This window comes from Treponema sp. R8-4-B8 (assembly GCF_054786175.1).
This window is the reverse complement of record NZ_BDHE01000001.1, coordinates 60,632-78,310: the sequence shown is the minus strand read 5'-3', so window position 1 is coordinate 78,310 and position 17,679 is coordinate 60,632. Positions and strand designations below refer to the sequence as shown.

15 protein-coding genes and 1 pseudogene are annotated in these 17,679 nt (G+C 38.1%); 4 read left to right on the top strand and 12 right to left on the bottom strand.

Annotation, left to right across the window (positions count from 1 at the left end):
- Both ACYVRA_RS00345 and ACYVRA_RS00340 read right to left on the bottom strand, forming a co-directional pair.
- Positions 1 to 1,064, bottom strand: a 1,064-nt coding sequence (locus ACYVRA_RS00345; protein ID WP_461250753.1) for an MGH1-like glycoside hydrolase domain-containing protein, incomplete at its 3' end; no start/stop codon positions are given.
- A gap of 261 nt (positions 1,065 to 1,325) precedes the next feature.
- Complete coding sequence (locus tag ACYVRA_RS00340; protein ID WP_461250752.1) at positions 1,326 to 1,658, bottom strand: helix-turn-helix domain-containing protein; 333 nt, start codon at positions 1,656 to 1,658, stop codon at positions 1,326 to 1,328.
- Between the two features lie 213 nt (positions 1,659 to 1,871).
- On the opposite strand from ACYVRA_RS00340, the gene ACYVRA_RS00335 reads away from it, so the two are divergent.
- Positions 1,872 to 2,210, top strand: a complete 339-nt coding sequence (locus tag ACYVRA_RS00335; protein ID WP_461250751.1) for a hypothetical protein — start codon at positions 1,872 to 1,874, stop codon at positions 2,208 to 2,210.
- A gap of 278 nt (positions 2,211 to 2,488) precedes the next feature.
- On the opposite strand, the gene ACYVRA_RS00330 is transcribed toward ACYVRA_RS00335, so the two are convergent.
- The 4 genes from ACYVRA_RS00330 to ACYVRA_RS00315 form a co-directional block, all read right to left on the bottom strand.
- Entirely contained in the window at positions 2,489 to 4,000 is a 1,512-nt protein-coding gene (locus ACYVRA_RS00330) for a DUF2779 domain-containing protein (protein ID WP_461250750.1), read from the bottom strand.
- Positions 4,001 to 4,040: 40 nt separating this feature from the next.
- The gene (locus ACYVRA_RS00325) at positions 4,041 to 4,220 is read right to left on the bottom strand and encodes a hypothetical protein (protein WP_461250749.1); all 180 of its coding nucleotides are present in this window, start codon (positions 4,218 to 4,220) and stop codon (positions 4,041 to 4,043) included.
- Positions 4,221 to 4,305: 85 nt separating this feature from the next.
- Positions 4,306 to 5,931, bottom strand: a complete 1,626-nt coding sequence (locus tag ACYVRA_RS00320) for a WG repeat-containing protein (RefSeq protein WP_461250748.1) — start codon at positions 5,929 to 5,931, stop codon at positions 4,306 to 4,308.
- A gap of 25 nt (positions 5,932 to 5,956) precedes the next feature.
- On the bottom strand, positions 5,957 to 7,444 hold the full coding sequence (locus ACYVRA_RS00315) for a hypothetical protein (RefSeq protein ID WP_461250747.1): 1,488 nt from the start codon (positions 7,442 to 7,444) through the stop codon (positions 5,957 to 5,959).
- A gap of 327 nt (positions 7,445 to 7,771) precedes the next feature.
- On the opposite strand from ACYVRA_RS00315, the gene prfH reads away from it, so the two are divergent.
- Complete coding sequence (prfH, locus tag ACYVRA_RS00310) at positions 7,772 to 8,440, top strand: peptide chain release factor H (RefSeq protein WP_461250746.1); 669 nt, start codon at positions 7,772 to 7,774, stop codon at positions 8,438 to 8,440.
- Positions 8,421 to 9,602 (top strand): RtcB family protein, encoded by a 1,182-nt coding sequence (locus ACYVRA_RS00305; RefSeq protein WP_461250745.1) that lies wholly within the window; start codon positions 8,421 to 8,423, stop codon positions 9,600 to 9,602. Before prfH ends, ACYVRA_RS00305 begins: the two co-directional genes overlap by 20 nt.
- Before the next feature lie 261 nt (positions 9,603 to 9,863).
- On the opposite strand, the gene ACYVRA_RS00300 is transcribed toward ACYVRA_RS00305, so the two are convergent.
- The 6 genes and pseudogenes from ACYVRA_RS00300 to ACYVRA_RS00275 form a co-directional block, all read right to left on the bottom strand.
- A complete protein-coding gene (locus ACYVRA_RS00300; protein WP_461250744.1) occupies positions 9,864 to 10,277 on the bottom strand; it encodes a PaaI family thioesterase in 414 nt (137 codons plus the stop codon).
- Positions 10,278 to 10,521: 244 nt separating this feature from the next.
- Complete coding sequence (locus ACYVRA_RS00295) at positions 10,522 to 11,034, bottom strand: hypothetical protein (RefSeq protein WP_461250743.1); 513 nt, start codon at positions 11,032 to 11,034, stop codon at positions 10,522 to 10,524.
- 36 nt (positions 11,035 to 11,070) lie between these two features.
- Entirely contained in the window at positions 11,071 to 11,946 is an 876-nt protein-coding gene (locus tag ACYVRA_RS00290) for an alpha/beta hydrolase fold domain-containing protein (RefSeq protein ID WP_461250742.1), read from the bottom strand.
- A gap of 60 nt (positions 11,947 to 12,006) precedes the next feature.
- A complete protein-coding gene (locus ACYVRA_RS00285; protein ID WP_461250741.1) occupies positions 12,007 to 12,363 on the bottom strand; it encodes a hypothetical protein in 357 nt (118 codons plus the stop codon).
- A gap of 568 nt (positions 12,364 to 12,931) precedes the next feature.
- Positions 12,932 to 13,942, bottom strand: coding sequence for a flagellar motor switch protein FliG (gene fliG / locus ACYVRA_RS00280; protein ID WP_461250755.1), 1,011 nt, complete (start codon positions 13,940 to 13,942; stop codon positions 12,932 to 12,934).
- A gap of 255 nt (positions 13,943 to 14,197) precedes the next feature.
- Positions 14,198 to 14,743: pseudogene (locus tag ACYVRA_RS00275) on the bottom strand (flagellar motor switch protein FliM); the annotation flags it as partial.
- A 257-nt stretch (positions 14,744 to 15,000) separates the two neighbouring features.
- Here ACYVRA_RS00275 and ACYVRA_RS00270 point away from each other — a divergent pair.
- Complete coding sequence (locus tag ACYVRA_RS00270) at positions 15,001 to 17,610, top strand: DUF4116 domain-containing protein (RefSeq protein WP_461250740.1); 2,610 nt, start codon at positions 15,001 to 15,003, stop codon at positions 17,608 to 17,610.
- The last annotated feature ends 69 nt before the right edge of the window (positions 17,611 to 17,679 follow it).

Below are 17,679 nucleotides of genomic sequence, written 5' to 3'. Positions count from 1 at the left end.
AAATAAGCTTCCCAAAGATTTCCCCTGTGATGATTACCGTCCGGGCTCATTGAATCAAGCATAAAGTACATGTGCCTAATCGCGCACTCCCGCGCCAAATCCCAGCGCTGATAGCGCTCAAGCCCTTTTATAACCATAAATGTTAAATAAGGATAAACCGATCCTCTAAAGCCGCGCCCTGTTTCATCAAATTCTTTTTCAGATAACGCAAGGGAGGGGAACGGATGGGCGGTGCCAAAATAGTTAGGGTCTGAAAGTTTTTCGATAATACGCTCGGCTTTTTCACCATTGGGAACTTCCGCTAAAAGCGGCCAATACCCGGCGATTGTTTTAATGGGAACTTGTTTTTCGTTTTTGTTGATGTCGTAGTAAAAACCGTCCGTCGGATTATACATCAGTGAATTGATTCTTGTTTTTAGGGAAAAATACTGACGCTTGTATTGGAAACTCGTTTCCTTATCGTTCAGAATGTCCGCGAGAGCGGATATGTAGAGCATATTGATCGCTATCATGGTGTTAAAATCCATTGCATAGTACGCGTCTCCGCGCGGGGCATTTGTCATCCCCGTAGCGCCAAGTGGCGCTTTGTACAGGCCGTTCGGTTTTTTAAACACAGTATCGATCCATGTTGAGTACTTGCATAAAATAGGCAAAGTGTCTTTAACTCTCTTTTTATTGCCCGATTTATGGTAGATATTGTACTCAGCCCACGCGAAAAGTGGCATTCCAAGCCCTTCATGGTTGTCTTTTTCTATTACAGGCGCGCCGGAACTGATGTCATAAGCGGAACGAATCGCCCCATTTGGCTCCTGATGGTCATAAAAGAGGTCTAAAGTGGAATGAGCTTGAAAAATACTGTTAGAATACACCAGAAAAAACGAGGAAAAAATAGCGTCAGTCTGAGTAACTACCTGTGAATCGGGATAAGAGAAGATTTTTCCATCCGGTCCGCTCTTTTCACCGCTGTTAATCCAGCAATCCTGTATCCATGCCCATGTTTTATCGTAAATATCGACAAAATCCTGATCATAAAAGTGGATTTTGGGGAAATCATGCTTGGTCACCAATACTCCTTAAACAAATACAATCTTATAAATATAATACGAAATCGCCATTTCTGCCATAAGTTTTTTACGAATTTTGGGGAATTATTCCCAAAAGCTTCACACTCGCTAAATAAACGCACGGCATAGCCGTGTGGATCAATAATGCCGCACAGCGTAGCACCAATAAATGCCGCTGTTTGTAATAAAAGCAAGCAGCCTTTAGGCTGCGACAGTGCACAGATCACGAAGAGACAAAGAGCACAAAGGGGGGATTAGGAATTAATCAATATTTTTGATTATTTTACGAATTGCGGCGGTAAGGCGGTTGGTTAGTTCTTCTTTTTTAGTTTCTGAAATTGTGTCTTTTTTCTTCTTTAACAGTTGTTCGTCAGAATTGTTATCCGACTCGATAAAAAACAGTAAATGCGGTCTTATTTTTAAGACTTTGGCGATTTTTTCAATCAATTCCAGAGAAGGAAACCGATTTCCTATTTCTATTTGACCTATGTAGGAAGTGGCAGTGTCACACTTTTCCGCAAGCTCTGCTTGTGTAAATCCCCTTTCTTTGCGGAAATTCTTTAGATTTTTAACAAAAACGTCTTTTAATTGCATATTAGCTTTTAGAGCATAAAACCGTGTTATCTGCTTGACAATGTACTATTTGCGAATATATTATGATTAGCGGTATGTTAATAAGAACATGCGTGTAAATAAAGTTAAGCAGCATAGGGGCTAAACTATTGTTGATACTTTAAAGATTATCCTGTATAGGATAATTAAACAAAAATTTAAGCTGCTAAAAACAGCTTAAAAGTGGAGGTTTTTATGAACTTAAAAAAAATTGGAGTTGCATTGACTATTTTAGTACTAATGACTGTATCTGCATTTGCTGGCGATGTAAGTAGCGGAATTTACCGTAGTACTGATGGCGAGTATTCAATAATGATTGTTGATCGCTCTGATGGCACGTATGCAGTCACTTACTATAACTCTGCAACCGAACAGTCACGACACACACGAATTAGAGAAGTTGTTGGAAAATATGTTGGCAACCGTATTCTTTATAATGTAGATGGTACTAATTTTGTTCTTGACTGGACAACAGGTCGTAATTTTTCTGATTCATATACTAAACGGAGTTATAGATATTATAGCTCTCTCTAAGTTTTGAATTAAACATTTATAAATATGGCGCACGCCCCTACGCCGCTTAACTAAGTTGCAGAAAAAGTAAATCTGTATGAAAAAAAAACAAGATTTAAAATAAGGGAACCTCTGAGACATGATCTAACGCTTGCTATTTTTTGTCTCTTTTGCCTTTTTATTTTTATCAAGAACTTTTACATTCCGTTCTTTCTTCATACTTTGTCCATGTTTTCACGAAAATCTTTATGAGCATACAGAGAGTAGAGTTCCGTAGAACCATCTTCTTTTTTTAATTATCATGCACAGATATTCGTTAATTTTTCAAGAATCTTTACCATCGCAATGGTATCAAGGCGGCAATAGGCAAGTAACGCGGCCCGTATGCGCTCGCGTTCTTCAGGGCTTTTTTCCGCCAATTCAGCGTAGGTGTTTTGGGCTTCGCCGCCGTTATGCACAAGATCAAGTTTATTGTAATCAAGCTCGGGATCATTAGGGCAAAGAGCGGGAAGCACTTTTTTGATTGAATAGGAACCGCCTAGTTCAAGGCTGTAGTAATCGCGGGATTGGAAAGGCAGCATAAGGTCTTTGATGTTATCGTGTATGTTCATTAAATGCGCGGCAAGACTATTTTTATTCAGTTTTTCAAGCCAATTCGCGATTTCTTTAATGCGCCCCTTTTCAAAACTCATGTTATACGCAAGTACGCAAACGTTTTGGGGAATATCAGCGCAAAGACGCGACGCAAGCTTATCGCGCGGGTCAACGCCTTCATTCGCGAGAAATTCTTTGTGTATAGGTTCCGCGCCAGGCGTTTCTTGAATATGGAGCGAATATTGAAAAGGAACCTGCATATAAGGGCGAAGGCCGTCATAAGGCGGGATTGCTTCCTGAAGGGTTTCAAAGTCCAGAAAATAAATGGGCCAGCACAACGAGTCAAGAAAGACGCGAATGGCTTCCTTGTTAATTACAGGCGGCTTTTTATAAACAAAAGTTTCGATCTGCAGAAGTGCCGCGTCATTCAGTTTCTCTTCACTTTTAAGTGAGCTTTCAAGAAGCTGTTCATAGCTTATAACGCCCCTTTTATACAGATCGAATTTCTTTTCCATTTTTAAGCCATGTCCCGAAACATCAAATACGCTGTTCTTCGGAATATGTTTCCAGCAGTATTTGCGATATTCACATTCATAAGGTTCATAGCAATACATCCCGATTTCAATATCGGGTTCGTTTTCTTCTTCGGTGATTTTTTTGAAACGCTCAATATTGGCGGCGATATCTTTTTGCATGGATAGCGTTATTTCCGTACAATCATGCACCGTAAAAAGCCCTTTTAAGTCGATATCTCCATTTCTTTCGTATTCATTATTTATATGCATTATAAAGGTTTTTTTTACGTTTAATCCGCAAGAAGAAAGGACATAGTATTGGTACGCGACATCATCATAATAAATTGGTTTAATTTCGGTTGAGCTTTTAACCTCTGTAATTTCTGCTTCACAGCCGCAAATGCGAAGTATGTCAACGCTGCAAAAATTACCGTTAAATGAAAAAGAGCCTTCGCGGATTATTTTGGTATTCGCGTCCAAAAGCCGTTTTGTTTCGGCAATCATTATTGATTTATCTTTATTGTAGGGGACTTCGCTGTAAGCGCCGTAATAGCCCATCGCCAAATCGCCTACTCTGTTGCCGGTATCAAGAATTTTTCTGTTAAGTACGGATTCGTCTTTTAATTCGCTCTTGTGCGTGTCTAGCCAAAGAATCTTTGGGCATTGAATTCCTTTGCAGTAACTTGATTTGGATAGATTCATGGCAATTCCTATTTCATTTATACATAAGAGTATAATTACGTTATTTTTTTGGCTTGTCTTTCTTCGACAATTCCGAAAGTCTTTTAATGGCCTTTTTCTCTATTTCTTGAATACGCTTTTTGGTTATTTCATAGACGGTTATTTTCTCATCGTTGGTCAATTCCCTGCTCTCCGACTCTTTCAATAAGAAATTTAAATCGTCTTCATCTTTTTTTGTCAATGTTTTACTCCTTTTCCTTTGTTAATTAATTTTACTATAATTAATAGGTATTTTCAATGATTATTCATACCTTTAATATACCCCCTTACTGTGTCATAGGACGTTTAGTTTCGACTCTAAATAACGTCGAGCCTGCATTGTTCCTTGCGATAATTATATCATTTTCCATTGATATGCTTTTGTATTCTATCGGTAATATAGTATTTCCATCTAACGTGATTAATCCAAATTTTCCCTCATCATCAATTAATCTTTCATCACCGCCTACCTTGACTTCGTAGAACATATTCCTGATGTTTTGAATTGAGGTATACTTAGGGGAAATAATGATTTCATCATTAAAAGTTATTATTCCATATTTATCATTTTCCTTATAAATAATTCTTTTTTGGTCAAATAAAATACCATCAAAACGCATATCGTATTTACAGGGCAATATTTCCTTTCCGTCTTTATCAATAAGCCCGCATAAATGTTTTCCATTATTATCTATAATCGAAACTTCATACATATCACTTTTTTTATGTTTTTCATAATTATATTTTTCATAAATAGAAGCGTATTGTGAATCCACTAAGACGTTTCCGTTAAGGTCAATAATTATTTGTTTATTTCTTCCTAATTTCTCGTCATATTTTTCGACTTTAATTGTTTTTTCATCAAAAAAATCAACATCTAAAAATTGAGGTTCAAACAATACCCTGCGTTCTTTTATACTATATATTCCCATTGGAACTTCTTCAGCGCTCCATTTATCCTCATTATAAAAACAAATATACTCATCGTTATAAATCTCATAATCCAAATCTTCAAATATTGGTTCAATAATCCATTCGCCGGAATAATTAATTAAACCCCATTTCCCTTCTTCCCATCCACCGTAGTGCGCTTGTAAATATTTGGATGATTCATTAATCCAATAACGGTGAATCTCATCAAAAATAAAGGGTACAACTTCTTTGCCTGTTTTATCTATCATGCCCCAAAGTTCTGTTTCCGTCCAATATTTTCCGGTTTTATATTTATTGTCCCATTTTTTATCTATTGTCCATTCGCCTTTGCAAACAAGGGCAAAACCATCCTCAAAATCAAACGCGTAAATATACTGCGGCTTGACAATTTCCTTTCCGGTACTGTCCGCATAGCCCCAAACTCCTGAATTTTCTTCATAATCTGAATAAAAAGCAAGTTCAATTTTTTCACGATCAGAAACTAAAAACATTCCTTCATTGTTCCATTCATTGTCAATAGAGATTCTTTTATATTCTTTTTCAAAAAAGCGTTCGTTTCCATTTTTGTCAATTAATAAATATTTTTTATTATTACTGACTTCATCTAAAATTGAAACGACCGCGACGCCATTATTAAAATCATTCGCGTATTTATATTTTGGCTCTACAACTATATTCATGTTCTTATCAATAAAACCATACCCTTTATCTTTAACGGCTATTTTTGCCAACCCCTCTTTAAAATCTCCAATATAAGAGAATTCCATTTCTGTCGCTCTTATTCCATCGGGTAACGCATACGTTCCTATGCAACCGACATTAAACGCTTTGCTTCCGGGTAAAAGGACTTTTAACCATATTGTTTCTCTGTCTCCCCATAAACTACAGTTTTCCCAAAGACATATTTTTCTAACTAGAATAGAGTCGTCCTCATAAACCACTTCATCGAACATTATCGGTTTGATATGTTTGTTATTCACGTGATACTCCTTGTTTTTGTTCTTCTTAGCATTTTAAAACATCAACAACCTGCTCTCTTGACGCAGGATCAATACAATTTAAAATTTCTTCAACATTTTCATTTCCGCCGGAATGACAGTAGTCCATGTTTGACAATGAAGCCAATTTTTTTTCTAATATCTTTTCAATTTCTCTTAAAACTTCAGGGTTTGTTTTCTCCAATTTTTCTATTCTCTTAATTATCCCAAGCCGCAAATCAACAGGAAATTTTTGTAAGACAATTGCCGCTTTCTTAGGTTCCAAATATGAAAGAATAAGAGCGATTGTTTGCGGATATTCTCTTTGTATGACATTAAACAGATTCTCAGGGTCTATTTGGCGGATAAAATCAAACGGCCTTACCTGAAGGCTTAAAAGTAACCGGTTAATTATATTAGCAGCTTTTTGAGTTCCTACTGATTTTTCAAGAAGGACACGAGCATAATCAATACCGCCAAAAGAAGCGTTTTCGTTGATTTGATATAATTCATAAAATTCCTTAAGCACCGCTTTTTTTTCTTTGTCTTTTATCATATCAAGGCGGGAAATATAAAACGTAAGCGTTTCAATTTCATCTTCCCTAAGACACTTGAAAATTTTAGTTGACGGTTCAGTTCCAAGAGCAATAAGAAAAACAGCGGCTTTTTTGTGTTCGGCCCGCGTTAAGTAAAAACGAATGAGTTCAACTATATCTTTTATGTGATTTTTTACGATTGTAGAAAAAGTAGCGGCATAATCAAGTTCCTCCGCCATTGCTTCACCGAAAAAAGAATATTTTTTTTCTGTTAATAGGCGTGAGATATTTGAATTTATGTCTTCCTTAAACTTTAATATATTTTGTTTTAATTCCAGAATTTCATCGGTTAAATTAACTTGAATGTCAGAATCTGTTGAATTTATGTATTTTTCGGAAAACCTATCAAAAAAAGACTTAAATGCAAAGTGCGGAATACAAAAAGTCATTTTACCATTATTATTACCGTCTATTGCAGTTTCCATGTTTATAATAAATACTTTGTCTTTTTGTCTGGCTATTTGAGCTAAAATTGGGTTAGTGTTGATATGCAGCAGAGACGGTTTAATATCTGTTATCAGGCTCCACGCCTCACGCATACTTTCCAAAACATGGACGGTAACTTTTTCCAAGAGGGCAGTTTCAATATCAGTAGGTTCATACATGTCCATTCTTTTTATTTTTCCTTCTTTAGCTCCTCCGCAAAGGCGATTTAAAATAGAAAAATCAAGTGATAGATCCGTTTCTAAAACCGCATTACATTTTAACGGTTTCATGTTTATTACCGCAAAAATTGATGAGCCTGATAATGAGCGAATATATTTCCTGTAAGACATTAGTTTTACAGAACAGACATCAACATTAACTGCCGATAGAAGCTGTTTCGATAAACAGGAAGAAGCAAGTTCCGCGAATTTAATGAATATTGACTCAATTAGAGTTTGAAAATTCGAGGAATTAAGTGTTTTGATATTAATCATTTGATTTCTCCTTTAAATTATTTTTTTCTTTTCCTTATTACTTTATTTATACATTTTTCACCATGTCATATAATGACATAGTGAAAAAATAAAATTTTGTAAAAATTATCTTCTGTCTTCCTTGACAAAAAATCATTTTTATTGTATAAATAATTATAAACTTTTACCATAGGAGGCACTAAAATGACAGTAAAAAATATCAACCTTATACAAATCCAAAAGGCGGGAGCCTTCGGTTTAAGGTAAAGGGATTCCTCAATATAAATCTGCTTTTCTCCTTAAATCCCGCGAGGTTCACAACAGTTAGAACTATAACAGGAGAATTTTTTGAATACTATTTGGTTAAGTATCTCTGCCGGGAGCGGTCCCGAAGAATGCGCCCATGCCGCGGCTTTAACAGTTAAGGCATTACTGCAGGAGATTCAAAACCTTCCAGAAAAAAGCATTAAAGGCGAAGTTATCGAAAGCGAACCATCTCAGGTAAAAGGAAATTTGAGATCGGCGCTTATCGCTCTGGAAGGAAACGGCGCGGAAACCTTTATCCAATCATGGGTAGGGGTTATTCAATGGATATGGAAGAGCGAATACAGGCCTCACCATAAAAGAAAAAACTGGTTTGTCTCTGTAAAGCCCTACTTTACGCCGGAACAGGGAAAAGAATTTTCATTAACAGACATACGCTTTGAAACGGCAAGGGCGGGAGGGCCGGGCGGCCAGCACGTCAACAAAACGGAAACCGCAGTGCGGGCCGTGCATGTCCCAAGCGGAAAAAGCGCCGTAGCCAGAGGAGAGAGGTCTCAGCTTATGAACAAAAAACTTGCCCTTGCTAGGCTTGCGTCTCTCTTCGCAGATGATAAATCCGAGAAGGAAAAGCAAAACCGCTCCAACCTTCGCCATACTCATTGGGAGCTTGAAAGGGGCAATCCCGTCCGCGTATATGACGGGGAAACATTAAAACTGATTAAAAGGAAAAATTATGACAGAAGCAACAATTAAACCCATCTCTGTAAAGGGAAAAAATAACGAGGCGCTGGTTTTCGCGAAAGCGATAGAAGCGTCGTGTGAAAATAAAATACGCCAATACCTTGACCACCCTGATTTTGCCGGAACAAAGGTAAGGATTATGCCGGACGTGCATTTAGGAAAAAGCACGGTTATAGGCTGGACGGCCACATATAATTCGCTAATTATACCTTCGTATCTCGGTCTTGATATTGGCTGCGGAATATGCGCCTGCAATTTAGGAAAAGGGAAGCTTGCATTTGATAAACTTGACAAATTTATCAAGAAACGCATCCCGTCCGGTCAGGATGTCCGCGATTCTCTCCATGAAAATTTGGAAGAAATGAATGAATTTATATGTTCGAGTAACGGCAATTCAGATTTTTCTAAAACAGAAATTTTTAAAAATGAGATTGAGAAACTTTGTGAAAAACAGGGAAAATATTCTGACAGGATATTAGCTTCACTTGGAACGCTTGGCGGAGGGAATCACTTTATCGAGATTGACGTTGACGAGAACCGTAACCGCTGGCTTTTGATACATTCAGGTTCAAGAATACTTGGGGCGTACACGGCAGAATACCATGAAATCCTTGCGTTACGTGAAACTGACGTTGAAAGCCCCATTAAATATCTTTCGGGCGCGTTAGCGGAAAACTATCTTGCCGATATTAACTTTGTCCAGCATTACGCGTCCGTAAACCGCTCTCTTATGGCCAAGACCATAGTAAAAGGATTTTTTGACGCCGACATTCGGGAAACAGAATACATCGATTGTGCCCATAATTTTATTGACACAACCGAAAAGATTATCCGCAAGGGCGCGATTTCCGCGATGAAAGGGCAACCCGTAGTGATTCCCTTTTCAATGGCGGAAGGCGCGGTTTTGGGCAAAGGCAAGGGAAACAGCGAATGGAATTATTCCGCTCCCCACGGTTCCGGAAGAAAGAAAGCCCGCACGGACGCGCGAAGCCTGTCCCTTGACGAATACCGCAAAGAAATGCGCGGCATCTGGTCGAGCGTTATTTGTAAAGACACGCTGGAAGAAAGCCCGATGGCTTATAAAAAAGCGAAAGATGTGCTTGATTACATTGGCGAATCAGTGGAGGTGGAGCGCCGCTTGAAACCGGTTTATAATTTTAAGGCGATTAATTGAGGGATTGTCATTGTAGATGATATTTGATTATTTCACAATAGTTTGCAATAAGCAAATATAAATAAAAATAGGAAAATACTGCGTATCAATCCAATACCCAACCATCTTCTATCATTTCATATATATTTTCATAATGATATTTCACAATAAGATAACGGACAAAAATCGCCTGATTCTTCTTTGTGTCCTTCTCATTCTTTGTGTTCTTGGTGTGAAATCTTCTGGATGTAATTTATGTAAAGTAATAGTTGTTACAGAGTGCTAATTAAGTTTAAAAGAATTAGCAAGCATTTCCGCTATTTCTACACCTAGATTGTCCATAATGCGAATTCGGTAAACGGATATACTGCGGCCTTTGGAAAGGCAAGTTGAAATAGCCGTCAATCGGTTGCCTTTAGTGGATTTCAAAAAAGAAATACTGCATGATTGCCCTACCGTTAATTTGGTTTCCTCACCGCATAACATATCCAAATTGCAGTGGACGGCAAAGGCTAAATCCGCAAGTGTAAAGATGGCTCCGCCTTGCACGCTTCCGCCGGCATTTTTGTGTCCCTCACGCAATTCCATTCCGCATACGACACAATCCTCTTCAACCTTATCAATAACAATTCCGTTTTCCGTGGCAAAACGGTCATTTTTAAAATAATTCCTGATTTGTTCCAAATCAATATTCATAGTAAATATCTCCCTTTATTATTGTTAAGTCAAATATACAAATAATTAAATATATGTTCAATATGCCGCCGCTTTATTTTAATGGATTTAATGCCGCTTTTTTATCGGTGGCGCTATAGTTTCCGTCAAGGCGATATGCATGAAAAAAGACTGAATAATCACAAATAACATTACTTGTTATATTAACAGATTCATGGCGACTCCTTACTATTCCATTCTTTGGTATATAATAAAAGAAATTTATCTAACGCCAATCCAGAAAACACTGATAATGATTAGAACCATCAGCTTTTACCTGTATATCAGGAATATTATCAATTAAGCCAAATTCACTCTTAATTTCGTCAATAATATTTTGCTTGTTGATATGGAGGTTTAAATAAATAACAGCCTTGTTATGAGAAATTTCAACTCTGCCTCTTGGGTAATAATTATATTCTTTTTTGTTATAGGGGCGGTATTCATTATTGTTTTTAACTTCGTTTTCCCATAATTTTTTGTGATTATATGTATTACCACTTTTTGAATTAAGTTCAATAGGATGGATATTTAACGGATTACCTTTAGAATCGCATGGTATACAAAATTTTAAAAGTTTATAGTCGCTTAAATCATTGTCATCTGAGAGAATCCAGAATACTCCTGAACATAGTTGTTTTTCTGGCTCTTTCGGGGCATCTTTAAAAGAAAACATTGTACCATTATCTAGTTCATCAATAGCCCATTGATATAATTCTTGTATTTCTTTTTCGGTCATATCCATCCTTGCGTCTATCTGTTGATAATATAAGCCTTATCCCAAATACGCTTCCAACCATTCCTTCGCTTCCTTCACCCAGACTTGACCGTTAAATGTTATCGGCTCGTTTTCCTTGTCAACTTTTCCGCCAAGCATGTGATTATCTCCGCTCCACCCCGGCATTATCAGTTTATGAGGCACGCAAGCGTTTTCCAACACGGCTTTCAGCCTGATTGCGTTGCTATAAGGAACCTGATCGTCATGCTTGGCGTGAACCAGCAGAGTCGGCGGAATTTTTCCGTCCTTTGACACATACACTATTGGGGAAATTTCTTTTATGTGTTTTTCAAACTCGGGATAATCAGCCTGTTTTGTCCAATCGTGCCGCTTGAGCGTTATCGGATGGCAGGTCAGCCTTGTGCCCATCCACGACAAAAATGCAAGTCTTTCTTCAATGTTATTGCCCCACATCGTCATTGAAGACCATCCCGTATCATCGGTGAAGTCTGTAGGACCCGCCAGACTTATACACGCCGTGATTTTAGCGTGTTCATTCTTCTGAAAATACTTATACCCGTATAGTAACGCGATATGCCCTCCCTCCGAATGTCCAGTGAGAATAAAATCTTTTATGTTAATGTCTTTCTCCTTTGAGAAATCTTGTATCTTCCTTAATGCGCTGTTTATGTCGGAAATAATGCTTCCCATGTGAATGTCATTTTCGGTATTTATGACTCTGTAATTAATGGAGGCAAATAAATAGTTTTCGGAATATTCCGTAAGGAACAAAGGATATTCGTCCTTATTGCCTTTAAAATACGCGCCGCCATGAATATATATAACCGCATGGACATTGTTTCCCGCGCATGTCATGTCAAATTTTTGGCTTATATCTTTGCCATACGACACGTCACGGAAAGTTAATTTCATAGCTGACAAACCTCCTATATAATTTTACTTATCACTTAAAAATATAACGGAGTTACTCTGTCATATAATGATACAGAACTCTTTAAACAGTTCCTTCTCTCTATATTGACTGCATCCTTTTTTATTTTTAACGTTTTTTTCATCCAAAATCTGTAATTCCTTAAATGTTGTAAAAGCGTCATCAAGTCTTGAAAAAGCATGAAATTTAAAACTGGGAAATGAACGAATTAATAGAAGTGTTTTTGTAAATTTTGCTTTTCTTAAAGAAAAAACTAAGAAAGATGATTCATTTATTTCTCTTTTAAATTCATCATAATTTCTTGAAAAAAATATATTTATATTATATTTATTATTTTCTTGTTGAATCTTTATTTTTTCTTGTCTATCTACCCAACAAAGCATTCTTTTGTATTTCATATTTACTCCTTTAGCTTCTGTGTCATACATCACGCCGTGTACATAAAAAAGCAGATTGGGCTCACTATGCAAGTGGCTCCTTTTCAGGCTTACCGTTCTTGCGTCTATTGCCCAATCTACTAATAACAAATGAAAAAGAAGCAACAGACGCTATACAAACGGTGATCGCTCAATATAGCTACGCACCTGAATATTCCGATTTGAACAAATAGGTGGTTGCTGTTACTTCTAATATTAATTTAACATATAAATACTAACCTGTCAATAATATACTAAATAATTTAATGTATTCTTCAATTCTTCCTTTTTTCTTTCTTCATTTTCTTCTCCTAGCACTCTGAAACATCTAAATCTTTACTTTTAATTTGGATTTTTTCGAGAAGACTTCACACAAAGATCACAAAGAGACAAAGCTCACAAAGGAGGAGGAAAAAGAGGTTGTTGTGAGTAATCTGAGATCGATAGCTTCATGATAAGATAACGGACAAAAACCACCTGATTCTTCTTTGTGTTCTTGGTGAGAAATCTTCAGGGAATAATTTATATAAGGAAGTTAGAGCGTCCTCCACTAAACAACCATTTCATCTTCTCCGGCTCTGGCGATAATGATTTCGCCTGAGTCTTCAAGGCGCCGGATAATGGAAATGATTTTCCTCTGCGCTTCTTCAACGTCTTTAAGCCGTATCGGCCCCATGTATTCCATATCTTCTTTTAACATGTTGGCGGCATCTTTACTCATGTTGCGAAATATCTTGTCCTGCACTTCCGAATCGACTGATTTGAGCGCTTTCGCCAATTCCTGGGAGTCGACTTCGCGCATAACCTTCTGAATGGCACGGTCGTCGAGCATAACGATGTCTTCAAACACGAACATATTATTTTTAATTTCGTCCGCAAGCTTCGGATATTCGGCTTCCAGCGCCTCAAAGATTTGTTTCTCCGAAGAACGGTCAACCATGTTAATTATATCAACAATGCTTTCCACGCCGCCCGCCGACGTATAATCTTCGCTTGCAAGGGTTGCAAGTTTCTTTTCCAGTACCCGTTCTACTTCACGAAGCACTTCCGGGCTTACTTTGTCCATGATGGCGATACGGCGGATAACGTCGCTAATAATTTCTTTCGGTAGGTTTTGCAGTATTACCGAAGCATTGTTAGGTTTAAGATACACCAGAACAAGTGCTATTATTTGCGGATGCTCCCCTCGAATAAAATTTATTAAATTATCCGGATCGACCCGGCGGATAAAATCAAACGGCCTTACCTGAAGGCTGGAGGTTAATCGGCTAATTATATCAATAGCTTTTTGAGACCCAAGGGAGCCTTCTATGAGAACACGCGCATAATCAATGTCTCCGAATGAATCTTTTCTGTTAGTTGTTAATGATTCATAAAATTCTTTAAGAACCGCAATCTTATGCTTATAATCAATCCTTCCAAGACGGGCAATGTCAAATGTGAGCGTTTCGATTTCATATTCCCTAAGATACTTGTAAATCTCAATTGATAATTCAGGGCCAATGGCGATAAGAAAAATTGCGGCTTTTGAGCGTTCATCATTATCCAAATAAGTCCTTATGAGTTCGGCAGCATTTTCAAAATCATTTTTTACGGCGGAAGACAGGGATTCGGTTATGTCAATTTCCTGCGCGTCAATTTTCTGCTCTTGCGCTGGTTCGCAAACCTTTTCCGGGGAGACCTTTGAATTTAAATCGTTCTTTAACTCTAAATATTTATCTTTTAATTCCTTTATTTCGCCGGCTAAATCAGCATGAACATCTTCCTTATCCGCCGGCTTGTCGTTTTCTACAGAAGGTCTATCTAAGAGCAACTCAGCGGTACAACATGGAATGCAAATATTTATACTGCCCTTCACATCGCCCACAACAGTTTCCAGACTTACCATAATTACCCTGTCTGCGGGATTAACAATTTGAACATACGTTGAATTAGTATCGATCTGTTGTAGGTAGGGCTTAGAGTCCGCCGCCATGTTCCATGCAGGACGCATATTTATCACAATTCTGATAATAATTCCTTCAATAAGAGATGTTTCAATATCAGTAAGCTCATGCGTGGTTTTTATCTTTTCTCCAGTACCGCCGCAAAGACGGCCTATAATAGAGAATGTCAGTACGGGATCAATTTCTAAAATTACATTGCCCGTTAAGCCGCCCATGTTTATTATTGACTGAGTAGCCCCAGCGGGAATTAAGCGGATGTAATTCTTATAAGTCATCTGTTTTACCGAAGCGACTTGCACATGAACAGATGAACGAAGCAAAGCTGAGAGACTGCTTGCCGTAAGACGCGCGAATAAATCATGTATTCTTGAAATGAAATCCACTTGGTTTCTTGACAATTTCCGTTTTTTAAACATAATCATTACCTCCATAATACAGATATCTTATTCTAATTATATCATTTTTACAATGAATTGACACAACTTGTTTCTCAATTTAGAGAAAACCGTGCGTTAACGCACGGTTTTGCTTTAAAAACTTAAATTTTATATATTTTATTTTTTGTTCGTGTGGTTCGCTCTAAATTCTTCCTTTTTTCTTTCTTCATTTTTCTCTTTTCTTTTCTTTCACCCTATCACTATATGACACTGTAAAGTTCTTATATAATATAAATATGAAAACATATTACGAATACGAAGACGGCACGTTCTGGGCAATCCGAACGGAAGGCGGTGACTGCTTCACTGCTGAAGGAAGCAAGTACGTGGATTTTTGGCCTGAACTAATGTTGAAGGCTGAAAGTGAAGAAAGCTGGCGTATTCCGCCAAACGCAAAAAAAATTCCCTTTGAAAGCCCTGAGACGGCGGAACGGGAAGCCACAAAAATGGCGGCTGAAAAAAGTGTGGGCGCAATAAAACAGGACGCTGAATTTTGGCGAATCGCAATAGAAATAAATGCTCTTCTCCTTTTCTTTGTCCCCGATGAATTTATAACGCAGGAACTATGCGCCCTAGCTATAGCAAGAAACGGCACGGCGCTCCAGTATGTTCCGCTCAAAATGAGAAGCCCGAAAATGAACAAACAGGCGGTATTTAACGAGCCTTTTGCGCTTAAATTTATCGAAGAAAATGAAAAGACCGAAGAACTGTGCCAAATGGCAGTAGAGCAATCCGGAGAAACCCTTGAATTTGTACCCGAGAAATTTAAAACCGCGAAGCTCTGCCTTATAGCTGTAAAAAATGACGGATTCGCGTTTCAGTTTGTGCCTGAAAAACTGAAAACCCCGCAGTTATGCGCCGATGCCGTTAGTAAAAATCCCTGGATGTTAAAATATGCGCCGGAAACTTTGAAAACCAAGGAACTGTGCCTTATTGCGCTGTCTCCGGGGAATTTATTTAATAAAATATTTTCAAATAAAGATAAATGCGCTATTGCTTATGTACCGCAGGAATTTATTACAAAAGAACTTTGTATTGACGCGGTTTCAAGTGATTGGGTGTCTCTTAAATTCATTCCTGATAAATTTAAAACTTACGAGTTGTGCCTTATAGCGGTAAAAGAACACGGAATGGCGCTGGAACATGTAAGCGAAGAAATGAAAACTTACGAACTTTGCCTCGCGGCGGTGAAAAATCACGGGTGCGCGTTGGAGTTTGTTCCGGAAAAACATAAAACAAAAGAACTGCTGGACGCCGCGCTTGAAAAGGACGAAAACGCTATTGAATTTTTTCCCGCCGAGTACCGCAAGGAAAAAGTTATTACACCATCAAAAGAAAACGACGAGCTTTCGCTGCGTAACATTGACGACAGGCAAAAAACAGAACAGCTTTGCCGTGAAGCGGTAAAGAATAACACCTACATGCTAAAGTTTGTTCCCTATAAATTACGCACTGCGGAATTATGCCTTGAGGCGGTTAAGAAAGACGCATATGCTTTGGAGTATGTGCCTGAAGCGCTTAAAACAAAGGAAATTTGCCTTGCGGCGATCAAAAAAGATTTTTCAAAATGGACAATGCGAAACATACCTGAACATATCAGAACAATCGAATTTTTTGTTGAATGTCTTTCAGTCGTTCAATATGCCACGTCGAATCCTCCGCATATTGATTTTCCTGAACCGTTGCCTCAGGACGTTTGGCGTAACGCAATCAGAAAAAACGCCCAAGTATTCGCGATCATCCCAGAAGAACAGAGAACCTTTGAATTATGCGTTGAAACTCTGCTTAATGAACATTTATTTTTTTCAGCGCTTGAATATGTTCCTGATAAATTCAAAACCTATGAATTCTATCTTAACTGTATGCGCATTAATGGCTTTTATCTTGAAGGCGTTCCCGAAGCGCTTAAAACAAAAGAGTTATGTTTTGAAGCAGTCAGCAATAACGGTTTTGCGTTTGAATATGTGCCGCCCCATCTTGTGACCAAAGAAATTATTCTTATCGCCATAAAACAATACAGCGAAGTTATTGAATGTGTACCGACGGCGTTTCGGACAGAAGAAGTATACATGGAAGCCATTAAGAATGACAAATTCTGTTTTGTTATGGACTATATTCCGGAAGAATACCGCACAAAAGAAAACTACCTTGCCATGTTATGCAACCTTAACGCGTATTGCTCTGCAATAATGGAAAAAATCCCTGAATCCATTAAGACGCCAGACTTTCTTATTACGGCTACTCGATTAAAAGGTGAAATGCTTGAATATGTGCCCGATGAACTGCGAACGCAAGAACTTTGTTTTGAAGCTGTAAAAAACAACGGAGCCGCCCTCGAATTTACGCCACGTCAATTCATAACAGAAGCCCTCTGCCATATTGCTCTTGAAACTTGCGGCAACGCTCTTGAGTTTGTCCCCGATGAATTTAAGACGAGAGAACTCTGCCATTTAGCGGTGCAAAAAAGCGGAAGCGCTATCGAATATGTGCCTGATAATTTTATTTCAGACGATCTGTGCCGCATGGCAGTGGAAGCAAATGCCGCCGCAATTAATTGCATACCCGAACAGTACCGTACCGAAGAACTATGGAGCATAGCGGTATCCCAATTCGGTTATTGTCTTAAAGAATTGCCAGTATCATTCATGTCGGAAGAAATCTGCCGTTTGGCGGTAGCCAATTACGGCAAAGCTCTTGAATTTGTGCCTGACAAGTTTAAAACAAAGGAATTGTTTTTTGAGGCGGTGCGTCAGGACGGCCAAGCGCTCAAGTTTGTCGATGTCGGCAAGCTCACCAAAGAGGAATATGCTGAGATATGCAGGATCGCGTTAAAATCAGCGAAATAGTGCCTAAAACCGTTATGTATCCAATAAAAAACGCTTGAATAAAAAGGGCGTCCTTTCCCAACGTCGCTT

Coding starts and splice junctions, on each gene's coding strand:
- ACYVRA_RS00340 (WP_461250752.1), bottom strand. CDS start 1,658: ATGCAATTAAAAGACGTTTTTGTTAAAAATCTAAAGAATTTCCGCAAA.
- ACYVRA_RS00335 (WP_461250751.1), top strand. CDS start 1,872: ATGAACTTAAAAAAAATTGGAGTTGCATTGACTATTTTAGTACTAATG.
- ACYVRA_RS00330 (WP_461250750.1), bottom strand. CDS start 4,000: ATGAATCTATCCAAATCAAGTTACTGCAAAGGAATTCAATGCCCAAAG.
- ACYVRA_RS00315 (WP_461250747.1), bottom strand. CDS start 7,444: ATGATTAATATCAAAACACTTAATTCCTCGAATTTTCAAACTCTAATT.
- ACYVRA_RS00305 (WP_461250745.1), top strand. CDS start 8,421: ATGACAGAAGCAACAATTAAACCCATCTCTGTAAAGGGAAAAAATAAC.
- ACYVRA_RS00300 (WP_461250744.1), bottom strand. CDS start 10,277: ATGAATATTGATTTGGAACAAATCAGGAATTATTTTAAAAATGACCGT.
- ACYVRA_RS00295 (WP_461250743.1), bottom strand. CDS start 11,034: ATGACCGAAAAAGAAATACAAGAATTATATCAATGGGCTATTGATGAA.
- ACYVRA_RS00290 (WP_461250742.1), bottom strand. CDS start 11,946: ATGAAATTAACTTTCCGTGACGTGTCGTATGGCAAAGATATAAGCCAA.
- ACYVRA_RS00285 (WP_461250741.1), bottom strand. CDS start 12,363: ATGAAATACAAAAGAATGCTTTGTTGGGTAGATAGACAAGAAAAAATA.
- ACYVRA_RS00270 (WP_461250740.1), top strand. CDS start 15,001: ATGAAAACATATTACGAATACGAAGACGGCACGTTCTGGGCAATCCGA.